The organism is Streptomyces sp. NPDC038213, from assembly GCF_055600495.1.
Genome location: NZ_JBVJYM010000024.1, coordinates 83,917 through 101,968, shown reverse-complemented (window position 1 = coordinate 101,968; position 18,052 = coordinate 83,917). Strand labels below are relative to the sequence as shown.

The window sequence follows — 18,052 nt, the reverse complement described above, 5'->3', positions numbered from 1 at the left end:
TGAGTGTCTCATTTGGGGTATGGTTGTCTCATGGCCATGGATCGTGACCAGGTGCTGCGCTCCGCCGCAGCCCTGCTCTCCCGCAAATCGACCGCGACGATGGACGAGGTGGCCCGCGCCGCAGGCATCGGCCGGGCCACCCTCCACCGGCACTTCGCCGGCCGCGACGCCCTCGTCCGCGCCCTCGAAGAGCTCGGCATCCGGTCCTTCGGGAACGCCCTGGACCGGGCGCGCCTCGACGAGGGCCCGGCCCCCGACGCCCTGCGCCGCCTCGTCGCCGAGGCGCAGCCGGAGGCCCAGCTGCTGGCCTTCCTCGTGACCGAGAACCAGCTCTTCGAGGGCGACCAGGTCAACGAGGGGTGGGCCCGGCTCGACAGCCGCGTCGGCGCGCTGTTCCGCCGCGGACAGCAGGAGGGCGACTTCCGGATCGATCTCAGCCCGGCCTGGCTCACGGAGGCCCTCTACGGCCTCCTGGGCAGCGGCGCCTGGTCCGTCATGGACGGCAGGGTCGCGGCCAAGGACTTCCAGTACATGATCGTCGAGCTGTTGCTCGGCGGCGCCAGACGGAGTGTGGAGCAATGAGCAGCACCAAGCAGGCAGTAGGACAGCAGGGGACGGAGGTGAAGAGCCCGGGGCGCTGGCTGGCGCTCTCCGTGCTCGTACTGGCCGTCCTGCTGGTCGCGGTCGACGCGACCGTGCTCGGACTCGCCACCCCCTCCCTCAGCGAGGACCTCAAGCCCTCCGGTACGCAGCTGCTGTGGATCGGCGACATCTACTCCTTCGTCATCGCCGGTCTGCTCGTCTCCATGGGCTCCCTCGGCGACCGCATCGGCCGCAAGAAGCTCCTGCTGATCGGTGCCACGGCCTTCGGCGCCGTGTCCGTGCTCAACGCGTACGCGACCAGCCCCGAAATGATGATCGCGGCCCGCGCCCTGCTCGGTGTGGCCGGTGCCACGCTGATGCCGTCCACGCTCGCGCTGATTCGCAACATCTTCCACGACCCCAAGGAGCGCAGCCTCGCCATCGGCATCTGGGGCGCCACCGCCTCCGCCGGTGCGGCCGTCGGCCCCGTCGTCGGCGGGTTCCTGCTCCAGCACTTCTACTGGGGCTCGGTCTTCCTCATCAACCTGCCCGTGATGGCCGTGCTCGTGGTCGTCGGCATCAAGCTGCTGCCCGAGTCGAAGAACCCGGTCGCCGGCCCCTGGGACCTGCCGAGCGTCGGCCTCTCCCTCGTCGGCATCATCGGCCTGGTCTACGCCATCAAGGAAGTCGCCACCCACGGCCCGTCCTGGGACGTGGCGGCCGCCGCCGTCCTCGGCGCGGCCTGCCTGTACGCCTTCGTACGCCGCCAGTTCGGTCTGAGCGCCCCGCTGCTCGACATGCGGCTGTTCAAGCACCGCGGCTTCTCCGGCGCCGTACTGGCCGACCTGCTGACCGTGTTCGGCCTGTCCGGACTGGTCTTCTTCCTCTCCCAGTTCCTCCAGCTGGTGCAGGGCCGCGAGCCCTTCGAGGCCGGCCTCGCCGAACTGCCCGCCGCCGTCGGCGCGGTGGTCACCGGCCTGGTCGCGGGCAGGTACGCCCGCAAGTACTCGGTACGCGCCGTGGTGACCGGCGGCCTCGCGGCCATCGGCCTCGCGCTCGGCGTGGTCACCCTGGTCCACCAGGAGACCGGCTACCCGCTGCTCGGCGCGGCCCTGCTCGTCGTCGGCCTCGGCGCGGGCTTCTCCTTCACCGTGACCGCCGACGTGATCCTCTCCAGCGTGCCCAAGGAGCAGGCCGGTTCGGCCTCGGCCGTCTCCGAGACGGCGTACGAGCTCGGCGCCGCCCTCGGCATCGCCCTGCTCGGCTCCATCGTCACCGGCGCCTACCAGGGCTTCACCGTCCCGGCCGGGGTCCCGGCCCAGGTCGCCGACGCCGCGCACGAGTCCCTCGGCGGGGCCGTCGAGGCGGCCAAGGTCCTGGACCCGCAGACCGGGCAGGCGATGGTCGGCGCCGCGCAGGACGCGTTCGTGGAGGGCCTGCGGCTGGCCTCGGGCGTGGGCGCCGCCGTACTCCTCGCGACCGCTGCCGCGGCCTGGTTCCTGCTGCGCGGCCAGAAGCTGGCCGACGGCATCGAGCACTGACCCCGGGGGCCGCCGCCGCGCGCGGTGGCCCCCTGCCCGCGACAAGCGGCTTACCGCGGAAGCGAGTTGACAGCCCGTCCGGACCCGGGCGACCATCCCGGCGATGGAGACGAACGATCTTACGCTCGCGGAGCGCCGCGTCCGGGAGGCGTTCTCGCGGGGCGAGGCCGTCGACTTCCGCACCGACCCCGGCGAGGACGCCGCCGGGGGCGCCTCGTGGGGCCCGGAGCGCACGATCCGCGCCGCGGTACTGCGGTCCCTGCTGCTGGACGGCCCCACCGAGGACGGCCAGGTGGCCGGCATCCGCGTCTGGGGTGCCCGCATCACCGGCAAACTCGACTTCAAGTACGGCAGCACCGACCACCCGATGCGGCTGCGCGACTGCTGGTTCGAGCGCAAGCCCCTGCTGTACGGGGCCCAGCTGCCCGCCCTCGTGCTCAGCGGCTCGGTGCTGCCCGGACTCACGGCCGCGAACCTCCGCATCGAACTGGTCCTGCGGCTCTCCCGCTGCCGGATCAGCGGCCCGGTCCGGCTCGCCGGCGCCCAGGTCGGCGGCGGGTTCTTCATCCAGGAGGCCGTCCTCGGCACCCCGCCCCCGCCCGCCGTTCCGCCCCAGCGCGCCCCCGGTCCTGAGGCGGGGACGCCCTCCGCGGCCCCCGTACCGGCAGCGCCCGGGCGCGGACCCGAGCCGGGCCGGGAGCCCGACGAGCTCGAACCCGACGCCACCGAGGCCCTGCTCCAGTTCAACCACGCCACCGTCGGCACCGACATGATCGCCTACGGCATGACCGTCCACGGCGGCATCCGCATCAACGGCACCACCGTCGCCGGACTGGTCAACCTCGACGCCTGCGACCTGCGGGCCCCCGGCGGCTCGGCCCTGCACGCCGAGACCGTCTCCGTCGGCACCGACCTGCGCGCCAAGCACATCCGCACCGAGGGCGCCGTCAACCTCTCCGGCTCCCGGATCCCCGGCAAGCTCCACCTCGGCTACGCCCGCCTCAGCGCCCCCGGCGCCATGGCCCTGCGGCTCAGCGGCGCCGCCGTGGGCGAGATCCGCATGATCGACTGCGCCCGCATCCAGGGCGGGGTCAGCATGCGCCGCACCCAGTGCGAGACCCTGAACGCCGACCCCGGGATCTGGCCCGAGCGGGTCCGCCTCGACGGGCTCACCTACCGCACGCTGATCCCGCACCTGCCCGCCGCCGAGCGGCTGCGCCTCCTGGAGCGCGAGGCGGGCGGCTACGCCCCCTACGTGTACGAGCAGCTGGCCGCCGCGTACCGCACCGCCGGGGACGAGGCGGCCGCCCGCACCGTCCAGCTCGCCAAACTGCGCCGGCACCGCGGGACCCTGCCCCGGCACGCCCGCGCCTGGGGCGTGCTCCAGGACCTCACCGTCGGCTACGGATTCCGCCAGATGCGGGCCGTCGGCTGGCTGCTGGCCCTGCTCCTGACCGGATCGGCGGCCTTCCTCGTGGAGTCCCCGCCGCCGCTGAAACCCGACGAGGCCCCGCCGTTCAACGCCGTCTTCTACACGATGGACCTGCTGCTGCCGATCATCGGCTTCGGCCAGGAGGCGGCCTTCGCCCCGCGCGGCTGGCAGCAGTGGCTCTCGTACCTGCTCATCGTCACCGGCTGGACCCTCGCCACCACCATCGCGGCGGGTCTGACGCGGTCCCTGAGCCGGCAGTAGCCGGCCGCAGCCCGCGCCGGCCCCGGAGCCGTTACGCGGCCTCCTTGGCCTTGGTCGCGTACATGTCCACGTACTCCTGGCCGGAGAGCCGCATGACCTCGGCCATCACCGAGTCCGTGACCGCCCGCAGCACGTAGCGGTCCCGGTCCATGCCCTCGTACCGGGAGAACTCCATCGGCGCGCCGAAGCGGACCGTGACCCGGCCCGGGCGGGGCATCCCCTTGCCGCCGGGCTGGAGCTTGTCCGTACCGATCATCGCGAACGGCACCACCGGGGCACCCGTCATCAGGGTCAGCCGGGCGATGCCCGTGCGCCCGCGGTACAGGCGGCCGTCGGGGGAGCGGGTGCCCTCCGGGTAGATCCCGAAGATCTTGCCCTCCTCCAGCACCCGGCGGCCGGTCATCAGGGCCGCCACCCCGCCGTTCGCCCCGTCGCGGTCCACGGGGATCATGCCGGAGCCGGTGAAGAACCAGGCCATCAGGCGGCCCTTGAGCCCCTTGCCCGTGACGTACTCGTCCTTGCCGATGAAGTGCACCGTCCGGTCGCAGACCAGCGGCAGGATCATCGAGTCGATGAAGGTGAGGTGGTTGCCCGCCAGGATCACCGCCCCGCTGCCCGGGATGTTCTCCACGCCCTCCACGCGGGTGCGGAACATCATGCGCATGACCGGTCCGACAGTGGCCTTGATGAGCCTGGTACGGAACAACGGAGCCCTCCGGCGTCGTAAGCGGTTCGTGCAGCACCCACGGACGGCGTCGGTGCAGGTGAGGACGATACTCGCGGGTCGCTCCTGATCGCACATCGGGTTCACGCAGTGGATACGCGGTGTTGACGCGCGTTTCCGCCATGTTCCGGCCGCCCTCGCCCTTCCTTAAGACACGGCTGCCTACCATCGCGCCACCAGGACCGGCGGGTCACCCCGGCCGCGCCGGAACGGATCAGGGACGAGGAGCACTCATGACGCAGGGTGGGGCAGCACGCCGGACCGTGCTGGGCGCGGCGGTGCTCGCCGCGGGCGGCGGCGCGGCGGTACTGGGGGCGGGGCAGGCGGCCGCCGCCGGCCGGGAGGCGGTGTCCGGCCGGATCTCCCCCGCCGGGCACGGCGGGCGCGGCTACCGCTCCCTGCCGGTGCCGACCGTGATCGCCCACCGCGGCGCCAGCGGCTACCGCCCCGAGCACACGATCGGCTCGTACGAGCTGGCCCTCGACATGGGCGCACACGTGATCGAGCAGGATCTGGTGCCGACGAAGGACGGCCACCTCGTCTGCCGGCACGAGAACGAGATCGGCGGGACGACCGACGTCGCCGACCACCCCGAGTTCGCCGGCCGCCGCACCACCAAGACCGTGGACGGGGTCGCCACCACCGGCTGGTTCACCGAGGACTTCACCCTCGCCGAGCTCAAGACCCTCCGGGCCAAGGAGCGCATCCCGGCCGTCCGCCAGCGCAACACGCCCTACGACGGCCGCTGGGCCGTGCCCACCTTCGAGGAGGTGCTGCGCTGGGCCCGCCGCGAGGGCCGCCGCCGCGGCCGCGAGATCTGGCTGCACGTGGAGACCAAGCACCCCACGTACTTCCGCTCCCTCGGCCTCGGCCTGGAGGAGCCCCTCGCCCGCCTGCTGCGCCGCTACGACCGCGACGGGCGCGACGCCGCCGTCTTCCTCCAGTCCTTCGAGCCCTCCAGCATCCAGCGCCTCGCCCGCCTGGTCGCCGCACCGAAGGTGGTACTGCTGTCCGCCGCCCACACCCGGCCCTGGGACTTCGAGCAGGCCGGGGACCCGCGGACGGTCGCCGACCTGGTCAAGCCGGAGGGGCTGCGCTGGATCGCCGGCTTCGCCCAGGGCATCGGCCCGACCCTCGACCTGGTCATCCCGCGCGATGCGGAGGGCCGCCTCGGCACCCCGACCACGCTGGTGCGCGACGCCCACGCCCGGGGCCTGGTCCTGCACCCGTACACCGCGCGCAGCGAGAACGCCTTCCTGCCGGCCGAGTACCGCAGGGGCACCGACCCGGCCGCGTACGGGGACGTCTTCGGGGCGCTGCGCCGCTACTTCGAGCAGGGCATCGACGGGATCTTCACCGACCAGCCGGACACCGGGCTGCTCGCCGCCGCCGACTTCACGGACCGCTGACTTTCGCGGACCGCTGACGTTGCCCACCCCCGGCCCGCCGCGGCCGGGGGGCCGGCGGAATAGCCCGTACGGGTGAGCGGCGGCCGGTGCGGAAACCGTCGGCCGCCCGTCCGCGTCCCGCCCGGCATGGACGTGTTGAGCGAACTGGGCCCGCTGCTCGCCGCCGAGGCCCGGGCCGAGGCACCTGCCGCGGGCATCGACCCCGCCGACCTCGAACAGGCCGTCTGGGTCCGGCTGCTGGAGCGCGACGCGGGCGCCGACCGCCCCCCGGAGGCGGCCCGCTGGCTCAGCCGGGCGGTCCGCGCCGAGGCCCGCAGGGCCCGCCGCCGGGCCCGCCGGGAGGTCCCGTACCCCGGGCCGGAGGCCGGGCCGCACACCGGGGGAGCGGACCGCGCGGACGGCAGCTGCCCCGAGCGGGCCGCGCTCGACGGGGAGGCGCAGCGGGCCCTCCGTTCGGCCGTCGCCCGTCTGCCGGGGCGCTGCCCCGAACTGTTGTCTGCACTTCTGTCCCCCCGTGACCTCACCTACCGTGAAATCGCAGGAGAGTTGGGTATCTCACAAGGAAGTTTGGGGCCAGTACGTTCCCGTTGCCTGGGATGTCTGCGCAGAATGCTGGCGGCAGAGGTTGCAGCTCCTGAACTGCGGGGAAAGGAGCGGTAGACCGACGGGCTACCAGGTGAGCGGGAGGCATGCGCACATGGGCATGAGCGTGACCATCTCTGCGGCGGACGCCGCGGACGCCGAGCAGATCTTCAGACTCCAGTACCTCTGTTTCCAGAGCGAGGCGGAGCTCTACGGCAACTACCGCATCGAGCCGCTCGTCCAGTCCCTCGACTCCGTCAAGGAGGAGCTGGAGACGGACTGCGTGCTGGTGGCCCGGCTCGGCGACGAGGTGGTCGGCACGGTCCGCGGCACCCCGGACGGCAGCGGCACCGGCCGCATCGGCAAGCTCTGCGTCCACCCGCGCCTCCAGGGGCACGGACTCGGCGCCCGCCTGCTGCGCGCCGTCGAGGAGGCCCTCGAGGGCCGCGGCGGCACCAGCCGCTTCCAGCTCTTCACCGGCGAGCGCAGCGAGGGCAACCTGCGGCTGTACCGCAAGGCCGGGTACGCGCGCGTCGCCGACCGCACGGGCGCCGACGGCATCCGCCTCATCGTCCTGGAGAAGGAGGCCTCCTCCTACGTCGTCAGCGCGTAACCGCGCTGCACACCGCAGTCCCTCCGGCCGCGCCCGGCCGTCAGCGCCGGGCGCGCAGCCAGAGCATGCCGGTGACCGGCAGGATCACGGGGATGAAGAGGTAGCCCATCCCGAAGTCCGACCACACCGTCGCGTCCGGGAAGGCCTCGGGCCGCACCAGGGTCCAGGTCCCCACCGCCAGGACGCCGGCCAGCTCGGCGGCGCAGCACAGCAGCGCCGCCCGGCGGGCCCTCTCCCCGCCGCGCACCAGCGAGTACGTGATGAACGCGTACACGAGCGCGGCCACGGCGGACAGGGCGTACGGCAGCGGGGCCCGGTCGAACTCGGTGGAGATCTGGTACAGCGAGCGCGAGACCGCGCCCACGGTGATCACCCCGTACAGCCAGACCAGCAGCAGGCCGGGTCCGGACACCAGCCGCTTGCGGGCCCCGGCGTCCGTCGCGGCGGGTCCGGCGGGCTCCGCCTGCTTCGTGTGCTCCGTCTCAGGCACCGGCACCGCTCCAGATGTCGTAGAGCCGCACTTCCAGCACGGCGAGGACCACGGCCCCGGCGGCGACCGTCACCGAGCCCCACTTGGTGCGCTCGGAGAGCGAGAGCATCCCGGCGGCCGGGACCGCGGCGAACGCGCCGAACAGGTAGGCCACGAAGATCACCCCGCCCTCCTGGGGCTTCTCGCCCCGGGCCAGCTGGACCAGACCCACGACGAGCTGGGCGAGCGCGAGCACGCTCACCACGGCCATCCCGATGAAGTGCCAGTCCTTGGTCGGCTGGTCGCGGTACGCGGCATGGCCGCACCAGGCGGCGAGGGCGAGGGCGGCCACTGCGATCGTGACCGTCAGGGCGTCGAGCATGCTGCGAGGGTATTACGGGCCGAAAGACCCGATGCGCTCAGCCCCGTCCGCGGGCTTTCCTGGAGGGCGTGACCCTCCACGCGCAGGCCCTCCTCTTCGACAACGACGGCACCCTCGTCTCCTCGACGGAGCCCGTCCGGCGCTGCTGGACCCGCCGGGCGGGCGCGTGCGGGCTGACCGCGGCGCACTTCGACCGGGTCGGGCTGCACGGCCGGGATGCGGACCGTGGCCTTGACCACAACGCACCCCGCCGGGGAGCTCGTGGCGGACCGGGTCGCGGGGGACCTCTCGGAGGTGTCCGTGCAGGTCAGGGCCGATGGACTGCGGGTCGGGACAGGGGCGCCGGAGTGACCCGCAGTGTCCGGTATGCGGCAGGAATCTGTCCGGTATTCGGACAGCGTTGATCGGTCCGGCGGACGCTCTGCTTTACTGGGGCACATGACCACGACGAGCAACCGCACCCCTGCGACCGAGGCGACCATGACGCCCGGTGCTCGTTGTCTGTGTCGAATGTGCGCCTTCTGAGGGCCCCCTCCTGAGCCTCGCGCCCCGAAGCGAGACCCGGCGAGCCGACCGCCATCGCGGATCCGCTCCAGCCCCCCGCATGCACTGGACCGCGGTGCGCCCGGACCCTTCCGGATCCATGCACACCGCTGCGGATTTATCCCGGTTCAGCCCGTATCGCGTCCCCAGATGAATGCCCCGTGCCCGGCACGCTGCGCCGCGCACTCGACAGCGACGGAATTCCTGTGATCACCACATCGGGCCTGACCAAGGTCTACCACTCCCGTGGCCGCGAGGTCACCGCCCTGGACGGCGTCGACCTGCACGTCCGCGAGGGCGAGGTCTACGGGGTCATCGGCCAGAGCGGCGCGGGCAAGTCCTCCCTCATCCGCTGCGTGAACCTGCTGGAGCGCCCCACCACCGGCACGGTCACCGTCGACGGCACCGACCTCACCGCCCTCGCCGCCCGCGGAAACCGCGCGGGCAAGGAGCTGCGCGAGGCCCGCAGCCGCATCGGCATGGTCTTCCAGCACTTCAACCTGCTGTCCTCCCGGACCGTCCAGGCCAATATCGAGCTCCCCCTGGAGATCCTCGGCGCCACCCGCCGCGAGCGTTCCCGCAAGGCCCTCGAACTCCTCGACCTCGTCGGGCTCTCCGACAAGGCCAAGGCCTACCCCGGACAGCTCTCCGGCGGCCAGAAGCAGCGCGTCGGCATCGCCCGCGCCCTGGCCGGCGACCCGAAGGTGCTCCTCTCCGACGAGGCCACCAGCGCCCTCGACCCCGAGACCACCCGCTCGATCCTCCAGCTGCTGCGCGACCTCAACCGCCAGCTCGGCCTGACCGTGCTGCTGATCACGCACGAGATGGACGTGGTCAAGACGGTCTGCGACTCCGCCGCCCTCATGAAGCAGGGCCGGATCATCGAGTCCGGCACCGTCGCCGAACTGCTCGCCACCCCCGGCTCCGAGCTCGCGGGCGAACTCTTCCCGGTCAGCGGCTCCGCCACCGGACCGGGCAGCACGGTCGTGGACGTCACCTTCCACGGGGACTCCGCCGGCCGGCCCGTCATCTCCCAGCTCTCCCGTACGTACAACATCGACATCTCGATCCTCGGCGCCGCGATGGACACCGTCGGCGGCCGCCAGATCGGCCGGATGCGCATCGAGCTCCCTGGCCGGTACGAGGACAACGTCGTACCCGTCGGCTTCCTGCGCGAGCAGGGGCTACAAGTCGACGTGCTGGACGTGCTGGACGGTCCGGACGCCCCCGGCGCCCGCGATGCGCAGTCCCGCGGCGCCGCCGCTGCCGCCGAGCCGGCCGAACTGGTCAAGGAAGGTGCCAAGTGACCTGGTCCGAGATGCAGCCCCTGCTCACCCAGGGCAGCTACGACACCCTCTACATGGTCCTGTGGTCCACCGTGGTCACGGTCCTCGGCGGACTGCCGCTCGGCATCCTGCTCGTCCTCACCGACAAGGGGGGACTGCTGCAGAATCGTCCCCTCAACAAGGTCATCGGCGTGATCGTGAACATCGGCCGCTCGCTGCCGTTCATCATCCTGCTGATCTTCCTGATCCCGGTGACCACCGCCGTCGTCGGCACCTTCATCGGCCCCACCGCCATGATCGTCCCGCTGGCCATCGGCGCCATCCCCTTCTTCGCCCGTCTCGTCGAGACCGCGATCCGCGAGGTCGACCACGGGCTCGTCGAAGCCGTCCAGTCCATGGGCGGCGGCATCCCGACCCTGGTGTGGAAGGTCCTGCTCCCGCAGTCCCTGCCCTCCCTGGTCGCCGGCGTCACCACCACCGTGATCACCCTCGTCGGCTACTCCGCCATGGCCGGCGCCGTCGGCGGCGAAGGCCTCGGCTCCAAGGCCATCACGTACGGCTTCCAGCGCTTCGAGACCGGGTTCATGATCGCCACCGTCGTGGTCCTGATCGCCATCGTCACGGTGATCCAGCTCATCGGCGACGGCGCGGTACGCCTGCTCGCCCGGCGCGGCCGGACAGCCTGAGCCCACGGCCGCACCCGCGGCCGGGCCGGGACGCCCCGCTCCACCCCCAGACTTCCCCTCCGCAAACAGCCCGCACTCGTTGTGCTCGGGCGTCTCCGCACCACCGAGAAAGAGGCACTCTTCGTGCGCAAGAACACCAAGCTCACCGCTTCCGCCGCAGTCGCCGCCGCCCTCACCCTGGGCCTCACCGCCTGCGGCACCTCCTCCGACCCGGGCTCCACCAAGTCCGACGCCACCGGAGCAGCCGCCGAGTCCAAGCCCCTCGTCGTCGCGGCCTCCCCGAGCCCGCACGCCGACATCCTCAACTACGTCAAGGACAACCTGGCGAAGAAGGCCGGACTCAACCTGGAGGTCAAGGAGTTCACGGACTACGTCCTGCCGAACACCGCCACCCAGCAGGGCCAGGTCGACGCCAACTACTTCCAGCACAAGCCCTACCTGGACGACTTCAACGCCAAGAACGGCACGACCATCGTCCCGGTCGTCGACGTGCACCTCGAGCCCCTCGGCCTCTACTCCAAGAAGGTCAAGTCCCTCAAGGACATCAAGGCCGGCCAGACCATCGCCGTCCCCAACGACACCACCAACGAGGGCCGCGCGCTCCAGCTGCTCGCCTCCAACGGCCTGATCACCCTCAAGGACGGCGTCGGCACGAGCGCCAAGCTCTCCGACATCACCGACAAGAAGGGCCTGGAGTTCAAGGAGCTGGAGGCCGCCACGGTCCCCCGCGCCCTGAACGACGTCGACGCCGCCGTCATCAACGGCAACTACGCCCTCGAGGCGAACCTCAAGCCCGCCAAGGACGCCATCGCGCTGGAGAAGGCCGAGGGCAACCCGTACGCCAACTTCCTCGCGGTCAAGAAGGGCAACGAGAACGACCCGCGCGTCCAGAAGCTCGCCACGCTCCTGAACTCGCCCGAGGTCAAGAAGTTCATCGAGGACAAGTACGAGGGCTCGGTCATCCCCGCCTTCGGCAAGCCCGCCGCCTGATCACCGGTCAGCCGCGGACGGCCGGGCCCCGCACCTCCCGAGCCGGGGGTGCGGGGCCCGGCCATGCACATTCCCGGGCCGATGCTGCATCCTGTGCAAGAAGGCCCGTCTCACTGGCCGTCAAAGGCCCTGAAAGGGCCCGGAATCCGGTCCCTCGGCATGGAGCTGCGCATGACTACCACCTTCCCGGACGTCTCCATCAGCACGGACCGGCTGGTGTTGCGCCCCTTCGAGGAGGCGGACGTCACGGCGCTCACCGAGATGATGAACGACGAGCTCGTCACCGCCTGGACCTCGGTGCCCGCCCCGTACACCGTCTCCGAGGCCCGCGCCTGGGCCCTGCACCACTCCCTCGCTGAACGCACCGAGGGCCGCGGCATCGTCTTCGCCGTCACCGAGTTCCTGACCCAGCGCCTCGTCGGCGTGGTCCACCTCAAGAACACCAACTGGCGGACCCTCACCACCGAGGTCGGATACGTCACCGCCCCCTGGGCCCGCGGCGAGGGCTACGCCTGCGAGTCCGTGCTCGCCGTCGCCCAGTGGCTCTTCCGCGACCAGAAGTTCGAGCGCCTCGAACTGCGCACCGCCGCCGACAACACCGCCTCCCAGCAGGTAGCCCAGAAGATCGGTTGCATCAGCGAAGGGGTCCTGCGCAACGCGTGGATAGTGCGCACCCAGATGCCCGACGGGAGGTGGGCGGACTCCCGCACCGACCTGATCGTCTGGAGCCTGCTCCCCGAGGACCTCGACGGACTCGACGGAGCCCTCGCCGACGCCTCCGGCTACGGCGGCTACACCGACTGGAGCTGATCCGCCCCGATCCGCGGACACCCGACCGCCTGGTCCGGACCGGACGGCTACCACCAGGTAGTCTCACCGTGCACGCTCCGTACACGTACAGGTACGCACACCCGCGCACGCAGCCGCACCCCCGCCCCGCGCGGGACCCCCCGCCGCCCAGCCCCAGGAGACCGAGAAGATGGCCGACCGGGTCACGGTGATCGGCTGGGACGGTTCGCCGCTGACCGCGGCCGCCCGGTCCGCCCTGTCCGCGGCCACCCTGGTCGCCGGCGCCGCCCACCACCTCGAACTCCCCGAGATCCCCCCGGCCGCCGAACGCGTCCGCCTCGGCAGCCTCGGCCTCGCCGCCGGCCGGATCGCCGGACACCGCGGCAGCGCGGTCGTCCTCGCCGACGGCGACCCCGGCTTCTTCGGCGTCGTACGCACCCTGCGCGCCCCCGAGCACGGCCTCGAGGTCGAAGTGGTCCCGGCCGTGTCCTCCGTGGCCGCAGCCTTCGCCCGCGCCGGAATGCCCTGGGACGACGCCCGCGTGGTCGTCGCCCACCCCCGCACCCTGCGCCGCGCCGTCAACGTCTGCCGCGCCCACCCCAAGGTCGCCGTCCTCACCTCCCCGGGCGCCGGCCCCGCCGAACTCGCCCTGCTCCTCGACGGAATCCACCGCACCTTCGTCATCTGCGAGGAACTCGGCACCGCCCGCGAGCAGGTCACCGTCCTCACCTCCGACAAGGCCGCCGACCACACCTGGCGCGACCCCAACGTCGTCATCGCCATCGGAGGCGGCGGCACCGTGGAAGGCGCAGCGGCAGCCGCCAGCGGCCCCGGCACCACCGGCCCCGACGGAGGCTGGCTCGCCGGCGCCCTCCCCGGCTCCGCGGGGGAGCGCGGCTGGGCCCGGCCCGCCGCCCGCACCGAAGGCCCCGACCCGGCCCCGGCCGCCCCCGAGGGCGAAGGCTCCCAGCTCCGCGCCCTCCAGCTCGCCCGGCTCGGACCGCGCACCGGCGACCTCGTCTGGGACATCGGCACCGGCGGCGGGGCCTTCGCCACCGACGCCGCCTCCTTCGGGGCCGCCGTCATCGCCATCGACGCCGACCCCGGCGCCTGCACCCGTGTCGCCGCCCTCGCCCGCACCCGCGGCCTCCAGATCCAGACCGTCCACGGCCGCGCCCCGCACGTGCTCGACAGCCTCCCCGAGCCGGACGTGGTCCGCATCGGCGGCGGCGGCGTCCCCGTGGTCACGGCCTGCACCGACCGCCGCCCCGAGCGCATCGTCACCCACGCCTCCACCCGCGACGAGGCCGAGGCCGTGGGCCGCGCCCTGACCGAGGGCGGGTACGCCGTCGAGTGCGCCCTCCTCCAGTCCGTGGGCCTCGACCCCCGGGACTGGGCCGAACGCGAACGCTCCGTCGTCTTCCTCCTCTCCGCCGAGCGCTCCTGAACGGCCCCTTCCCGGACCCGGAAGGGGCGGCCCGCCCGCGCCCTTCCCACCGGGCCGGACCCTCCCGCCGCCCCCCGGGCCTGACATCCCGACACGCGGGGTAGGCTGGCCGATCGTTGTACCGCCCCGGACCTCGGTGTTCCGCTCCCGGCCAAGCCGGCGGGAACCCTCCGATATCCGGACGCGGCACCCCCCGGGGAGTGCCGAGCGGTACGGCGGGACCCGGAGGACGCGCGACGTGGCGCAGTCCACAGCGGGCCGTGGCGGTTATGGCTGTCATGGCGGCGAACGAACGCGACAATGCTTGTTGTCGGCGGGCGTTCGTGCCGCGCGGCACCCGCGCTCGTTCTTCACGGGGGGCGCTGGGGGTGCCGCGAGCGGTCGCCCGGCGAGCTGATCGACGACGCACAACCGATGGGCGAGGGGTACGCATGACTGACACCGGCCAGGTTCCGGAGGGTCTCCCGGAGAACGCAGGCATGGTGGATCAGCCGGGCGCCCCCGCCCCGGGTGCCTACGCCTCCTTCACCGACCCGGCCGCCGGCCTGCACCCGGCGGAGGCTGCCGAGGACGAGGACCTGCTGCTCATGCCGAGCGCGCAGGGCTCCTGGAGCGATCCGCAGCTGGTGCCCCCGGCACCGTTCCCGCAGGACGCCTACGCACAGGAGTTCCCGCCCGCCCCGGAGTTCGCCTCCCCGGCCTTCCCGGCGCCCGAAACCCCCGCGGCAGGCATCCCCGCGACGGCCGACACCCCCGCCCCCGCAGCCGAGCCCCCCGCGTTCGAGCCCCCCGCGTTCGAGGCCCCGGCGTTCGCGACCCCCGAGTTCGCCGCGCCGGAGGCGCACGAGACCGGCGGCCGCGACTCGGGCGCCGTGGACCTGGGCGCCGTACGGGCAGCCGGCGCGACCGCGCCCGTCCCGCCCGCCCCGTCCCGCCGCCCGCTGCACATGGGCCCGGCGGTGCCCGACGCGACCGGCGGAGTCGTACGCTCCCTCGCCGACCGCGGCCCGGCCGCACCCGCCGCCGCACCCCAGCCCGTACCGGCCGGCCCGGCCGTACCGCTGGTCCAGATGACGCCCCCGCAGGCCACGCCCGTACCGATGCGCCAGAGCGGCCCGCCCACCGCCGGCCCCGAGTACCTCGACGTACCGCGCCCGGAGTCGGCCGTCCCCGCCGTCCCCCCGCTGTCCGAGATCCCGCCGCAGGCCGGCACCCCCTGGGGCGCCGAGCCCGCCACCGCGGCACCCCTGCCCGCGGAGCCCGTCGAGCACGAGGTGCTGACCCAGGTCCCGCTGGTCCCCCCGGCCGTCCCGGTTACCGCCGAGGCGGAGCCGCAGCCCGCAGAAACGGTCGTGCCCGAGGCCGCCCCGACCCCCGAGCCGGAGCCGCTCCCCACCCCCGCCGAACCCGCGCCCGAGCCCGCAGCCGAGGCCCCGAACACGGCACAGGCCCCCCTCCCGGCCCCGCAGCCCGAGCACCCCGAGGCCGCCGAACCGTCCGCAACCCCGGAACCGGCCCCGCCCGCTGCCACCGAGCCCGCGGCCGAGGCGGCCCCGGAACCCGCCCCCACCCCCGAGCAGCCGACGGCCGCGCCCCAGCAGCCCGAGCCTGCCGAACACCCGGAGCAGCCCCTCCCCGCGGAAGCAGTCCAGCCCCCCGCGGAAGCTGTCCAGCCCCCCGCGGCAGAGCTCCCGCCCGCAGAGGCGCCCGCCCCTGCCGAACCGGCCGTAGCGGAAGCCCTCCCCACCCCTGTCGAGCAGGCACCTCAGGCCGAGCAGGCCGCAGCGGAGGCCCTCCCTGCCCCGCAGCCGGAGGACGAGGTAGCCCCCGCCCCGGAGCCGGAGCACGAGGCGGCTCCCGCCCCGCAGCCGGAGCACGAGGTGGTCCCCACCCAGCAGCCGGAACACGACGTGGCCCCCGCCCCGCAGGCGGAGCACGAGGTGGCCCCCGCCCCGGAACCGGAGGAAGCAGAGGCCCCCGCCCCTCCCGCCCCCGGCTACGAGGACGCCGAGCGCGAGGCGGTTCTGCGCGTCATGCGCGAGCGCCGCGACATCCGCAACGGCTTCCGTACCGACCCGATCCCGCACGAGGTCCTGCTGCGCGTCCTGGAGGCCGCCCACACCGCGCCCAGCGTCGGCCACTCCCAGCCCTGGGACTTCGTGGTCATCCGCTCCGCGGACACCCGCCGGACCATGCACGAGCTGGCCACCCGGCAGCGCGAGGCCTACGCCAAGTCGCTGCCCAAGGGGCGCGCCAAGCAGTTCAAGGAAATGAAGATCGAGGCCATCCTCGACACCCCGGTGAACATCGTGGTCACCGCCGACCCGACCCGGGGCGGCCGCCACACCCTCGGCCGGCACACCCAGCCGCAGATGGCCCCGTACTCCTCGGCCCTCGCCGTCGAGAACCTGTGGCTCGCCGCCCGCGCCGAGGGCCTCGGCGTCGGCTGGGTCAGCTTCTTCGACGAGCGCGAGATGGTCCGGGCCCTCGGCCTGCCCGAGCACCTGGAGGTCGTCGCGTACCTGTGCGTCGGGTACGTCGACGAGTTCCCGGAGGAGCCCGAGCTCATGCAGGCGGGCTGGTCCAAGCGCAGGCCGCTGTCCTGGGTGGTCCACGAGGAGACGTACGGCCGCCGCGCCCTGCCCGGCGAGGACCCGCACGACCTCCTCTCGGAGACCGTCGCCGGCATCCGCCCGCTCGACGCCAAGGCGCTCGGCGAGGCCTGGGAGCGCCAGAAGCGCATGACCAAGCCCGCCGGTGCCCTCGGCATGCTGGAGATCATCTCCGCGCAGCTCAGCGGCCTCTCCCGGATCTGCCCGCCCCCGATCCCCGAGCCGGCCGCCGTGGCGATCTTCGCGGGCGACCACGGGGTCCACGCGCAGGGCGTCACCCCCTGGCCGCAGGAGGTGACCTCGCAGATGGTCGCCAACTTCCTCGGCGGCGGAGCCGTATGCAACGCCTTCGCGAACCAGGTCGGCGCCGAGGTCTGCGTGATCGACGTAGGCGTCGCGGGCGACCTGCCCGCCACCCCCGGCCTGCTGCCCCGCAAGGTGCGCCCCGGCACCGCCGATATGACCACCGGTCCGGCGATGACCCGCGAAGAGGCCGTCGCAGCGATCGAGGTCGGCATCGAAACCGCCCGCGACCTGGTCGCGGCGGGCAACAAGGCGCTCCTCACGGGCGAGATGGGCATCGCCAACACCACGGTGTCGGCCGCCCTGATCTCGGTGTTCACGGACACCGACCCGGCGGAGGTCACGGGCCGCGGCACCGGCATCAACGACGAGACCCACGCCCGCAAGGTCGAGGTCGTCCGCCGCGCCCTGGAACTCCACCAGCCGGACCCGTCGGACCCCATCGGCGTCCTCGCGGCCATCGGCGGCCTGGAGCACGCGGCGATCGTCGGCCTCCTCCTCGGCGGCGCGTCCCTGCGTACGCCGGTCATCCTCGACGGCGTCAGCGCCGGCGCGGCGGCCCTGGTGGCCCGTGCGATCGCGCCGGAGTCCCTGTCCGCGTGCATCGCAGGCCACCGCAGTGCCGAGCCGGGCCACGTCGCGGCCCTGAACAAGCTGGGCCTGCGCCCGCTGGTCGACCTGGACCTGCGCCTCGGCGAGGGCACCGGTGCCCTGCTGGCCCTGCCGCTGGTCCAGAGCGCCGCCCGGGCCATGCACGAGGTCGCCACCTTCGACTCGGCAGGCGTCACGGAAAAGTAGCCGCTGCCAGGACGGGTCCCCACCCCGGGACCCGTCCCCCGGCACACCCCCCGGACCGCCTACACCCCGCCCCCTGTTTCCGCCACCCCCGGTTGGGCCTACGGGCACCGGAGGACGGCCTGCGGCCGCTTGGCTCGCCCTGCCGTGTAGCGATCTGCCGCGTGCATCGGCCCCGGACGGCCCGGCTGCCGCCTGGCGGCCGGAGCGCGTAGCGGTCGCCGGCGGCGTATGCCCAGCCCCGGCCGGCCCGGAGGCCGCTGAGACGGCCGCGGCTGTGTAGCGATCCGCTGCGGCTTGTGGTCCTTCCGCCCAGCGGAACGGGGTCTGCCTGAGCTATCCCGATCAGCCCGTGTCCCTACCCGCCCCTTCCCGAAACTGGGGCTCCGCCCCAGACCCCGCGCCTCAAACGCCGGCGAGGCTGGAGGGTCGGGGTCGGGTGGGACCCCCTGGCGAGGCTGGGGGTCGGGGTCGGGTGGGCCCCCTCGCGAGGCTGGATGGCCCGCGTTGCGACCCCCTGGCAAGGCTGGATGGCCCGCGTTGGGCCCCCCGGCGAGGCTGGATGGCCCGGGTCGGGACCCCCTGACGAGGCCGGTTGGTTGGGGT

At 73.4% G+C, this 18,052-nt stretch carries 15 protein-coding genes and 1 pseudogene; 13 read left to right on the top strand and 3 right to left on the bottom strand.

What is annotated here, in order from left to right:
• Window positions 1-30: 30 nt before the first annotated feature.
• The 3 genes from ACZ7JZ_RS26870 to ACZ7JZ_RS26860 all read left to right on the top strand — a co-directional run bounded on the left by ACZ7JZ_RS26870 (window position 31) and on the right by ACZ7JZ_RS26860 (window position 3,816).
• Window positions 31-582, top strand: a complete 552-nt coding sequence (locus ACZ7JZ_RS26870; RefSeq protein ID WP_470943540.1) for a TetR/AcrR family transcriptional regulator — start codon at window positions 31-33, stop codon at window positions 580-582.
• Window positions 579-2,123, top strand: coding sequence for an MFS transporter (locus ACZ7JZ_RS26865; RefSeq protein ID WP_470943539.1), 1,545 nt, complete (start codon window positions 579-581; stop codon window positions 2,121-2,123). Before ACZ7JZ_RS26870 ends, ACZ7JZ_RS26865 begins: the two co-directional genes overlap by 4 nt.
• Before the next feature lie 103 nt (window positions 2,124-2,226).
• A complete protein-coding gene (locus ACZ7JZ_RS26860) occupies window positions 2,227-3,816 on the top strand; it encodes a membrane-associated oxidoreductase (RefSeq protein WP_470943537.1) in 1,590 nt (529 codons plus the stop codon).
• Between the two features lie 31 nt (window positions 3,817-3,847).
• Here the strand turns inward: ACZ7JZ_RS26860 and ACZ7JZ_RS26855 are convergent, their stop codons facing one another.
• Window positions 3,848-4,480 carry a lysophospholipid acyltransferase family protein gene (locus ACZ7JZ_RS26855; RefSeq protein ID WP_470943565.1) on the bottom strand — a complete coding sequence of 211 codons (633 nt, stop codon included), beginning with the start codon at window positions 4,478-4,480 and terminating at the stop codon, window positions 3,848-3,850.
• Between the two features lie 293 nt (window positions 4,481-4,773).
• Here ACZ7JZ_RS26855 and ACZ7JZ_RS26850 point away from each other — a divergent pair, with 293 nt between their 5' ends.
• From ACZ7JZ_RS26850 to ACZ7JZ_RS26840, 3 genes are all read left to right on the top strand, one after another.
• Entirely contained in the window at window positions 4,774-5,949 is a 1,176-nt protein-coding gene (locus ACZ7JZ_RS26850) for a glycerophosphodiester phosphodiesterase (protein WP_470943535.1), read from the top strand.
• Window positions 5,950-6,075: 126 nt separating this feature from the next.
• A complete protein-coding gene (locus tag ACZ7JZ_RS26845) occupies window positions 6,076-6,609 on the top strand; it encodes a sigma-70 family RNA polymerase sigma factor (RefSeq protein ID WP_470943533.1) in 534 nt (177 codons plus the stop codon).
• Between the two features lie 37 nt (window positions 6,610-6,646).
• A complete protein-coding gene (locus tag ACZ7JZ_RS26840) occupies window positions 6,647-7,144 on the top strand; it encodes a GNAT family N-acetyltransferase (RefSeq protein ID WP_470943532.1) in 498 nt (165 codons plus the stop codon).
• 40 nt (window positions 7,145-7,184) lie between these two features.
• Here ACZ7JZ_RS26840 and ACZ7JZ_RS26835 read toward each other — a convergent pair whose 3' ends face one another.
• Together ACZ7JZ_RS26835 and ACZ7JZ_RS26830 are read right to left on the bottom strand one after the other, a co-directional pair.
• Complete coding sequence (locus ACZ7JZ_RS26835; RefSeq protein ID WP_470943530.1) at window positions 7,185-7,634, bottom strand: hypothetical protein; 450 nt, start codon at window positions 7,632-7,634, stop codon at window positions 7,185-7,187.
• The gene (locus ACZ7JZ_RS26830) at window positions 7,627-7,995 is read right to left on the bottom strand and encodes a hypothetical protein (RefSeq protein ID WP_470943529.1); all 369 of its coding nucleotides are present in this window, start codon (window positions 7,993-7,995) and stop codon (window positions 7,627-7,629) included. Before ACZ7JZ_RS26830 ends, ACZ7JZ_RS26835 begins: the two co-directional genes overlap by 8 nt.
• Before the next feature lie 68 nt (window positions 7,996-8,063).
• On the opposite strand from ACZ7JZ_RS26830, the pseudogene ACZ7JZ_RS26825 reads away from it, so the two are divergent.
• The 7 genes and pseudogenes from ACZ7JZ_RS26825 to cobT all read left to right on the top strand — a co-directional run.
• Window positions 8,064-8,216: pseudogene (locus ACZ7JZ_RS26825) on the top strand (HAD family hydrolase); the annotation flags it as partial.
• Window positions 8,217-8,744: 528 nt separating this feature from the next.
• Window positions 8,745-9,845 (top strand): methionine ABC transporter ATP-binding protein, encoded by a 1,101-nt coding sequence (locus tag ACZ7JZ_RS26820; RefSeq protein ID WP_470943527.1) that lies wholly within the window; start codon window positions 8,745-8,747, stop codon window positions 9,843-9,845.
• A complete protein-coding gene (locus ACZ7JZ_RS26815; protein ID WP_470943525.1) occupies window positions 9,842-10,510 on the top strand; it encodes a methionine ABC transporter permease in 669 nt (222 codons plus the stop codon). Before ACZ7JZ_RS26820 ends, ACZ7JZ_RS26815 begins: the two co-directional genes overlap by 4 nt.
• A 123-nt stretch (window positions 10,511-10,633) precedes the next feature.
• On the top strand, window positions 10,634-11,500 hold the full coding sequence (locus ACZ7JZ_RS26810; RefSeq protein ID WP_470943524.1) for a MetQ/NlpA family ABC transporter substrate-binding protein: 867 nt from the start codon (window positions 10,634-10,636) through the stop codon (window positions 11,498-11,500).
• 171 nt (window positions 11,501-11,671) lie between these two features.
• The gene (locus tag ACZ7JZ_RS26805; protein ID WP_470943522.1) at window positions 11,672-12,310 is read left to right on the top strand and encodes a GNAT family N-acetyltransferase; all 639 of its coding nucleotides are present in this window, start codon (window positions 11,672-11,674) and stop codon (window positions 12,308-12,310) included.
• Between the two features lie 169 nt (window positions 12,311-12,479).
• Window positions 12,480-13,736: a precorrin-6y C5,15-methyltransferase (decarboxylating) subunit CbiE gene (cbiE, locus tag ACZ7JZ_RS26800; protein ID WP_470943520.1), complete on the top strand. Its 1,257-nt coding sequence runs from the start codon at window positions 12,480-12,482 to the stop codon at window positions 13,734-13,736.
• A 479-nt stretch (window positions 13,737-14,215) separates the two neighbouring features.
• Window positions 14,216-17,449 (top strand): nicotinate-nucleotide--dimethylbenzimidazole phosphoribosyltransferase, encoded by a 3,234-nt coding sequence (gene cobT / locus ACZ7JZ_RS26795; protein WP_470943519.1) that lies wholly within the window; start codon window positions 14,216-14,218, stop codon window positions 17,447-17,449.
• The last annotated feature ends 603 nt before the right edge of the window (window positions 17,450-18,052 follow it).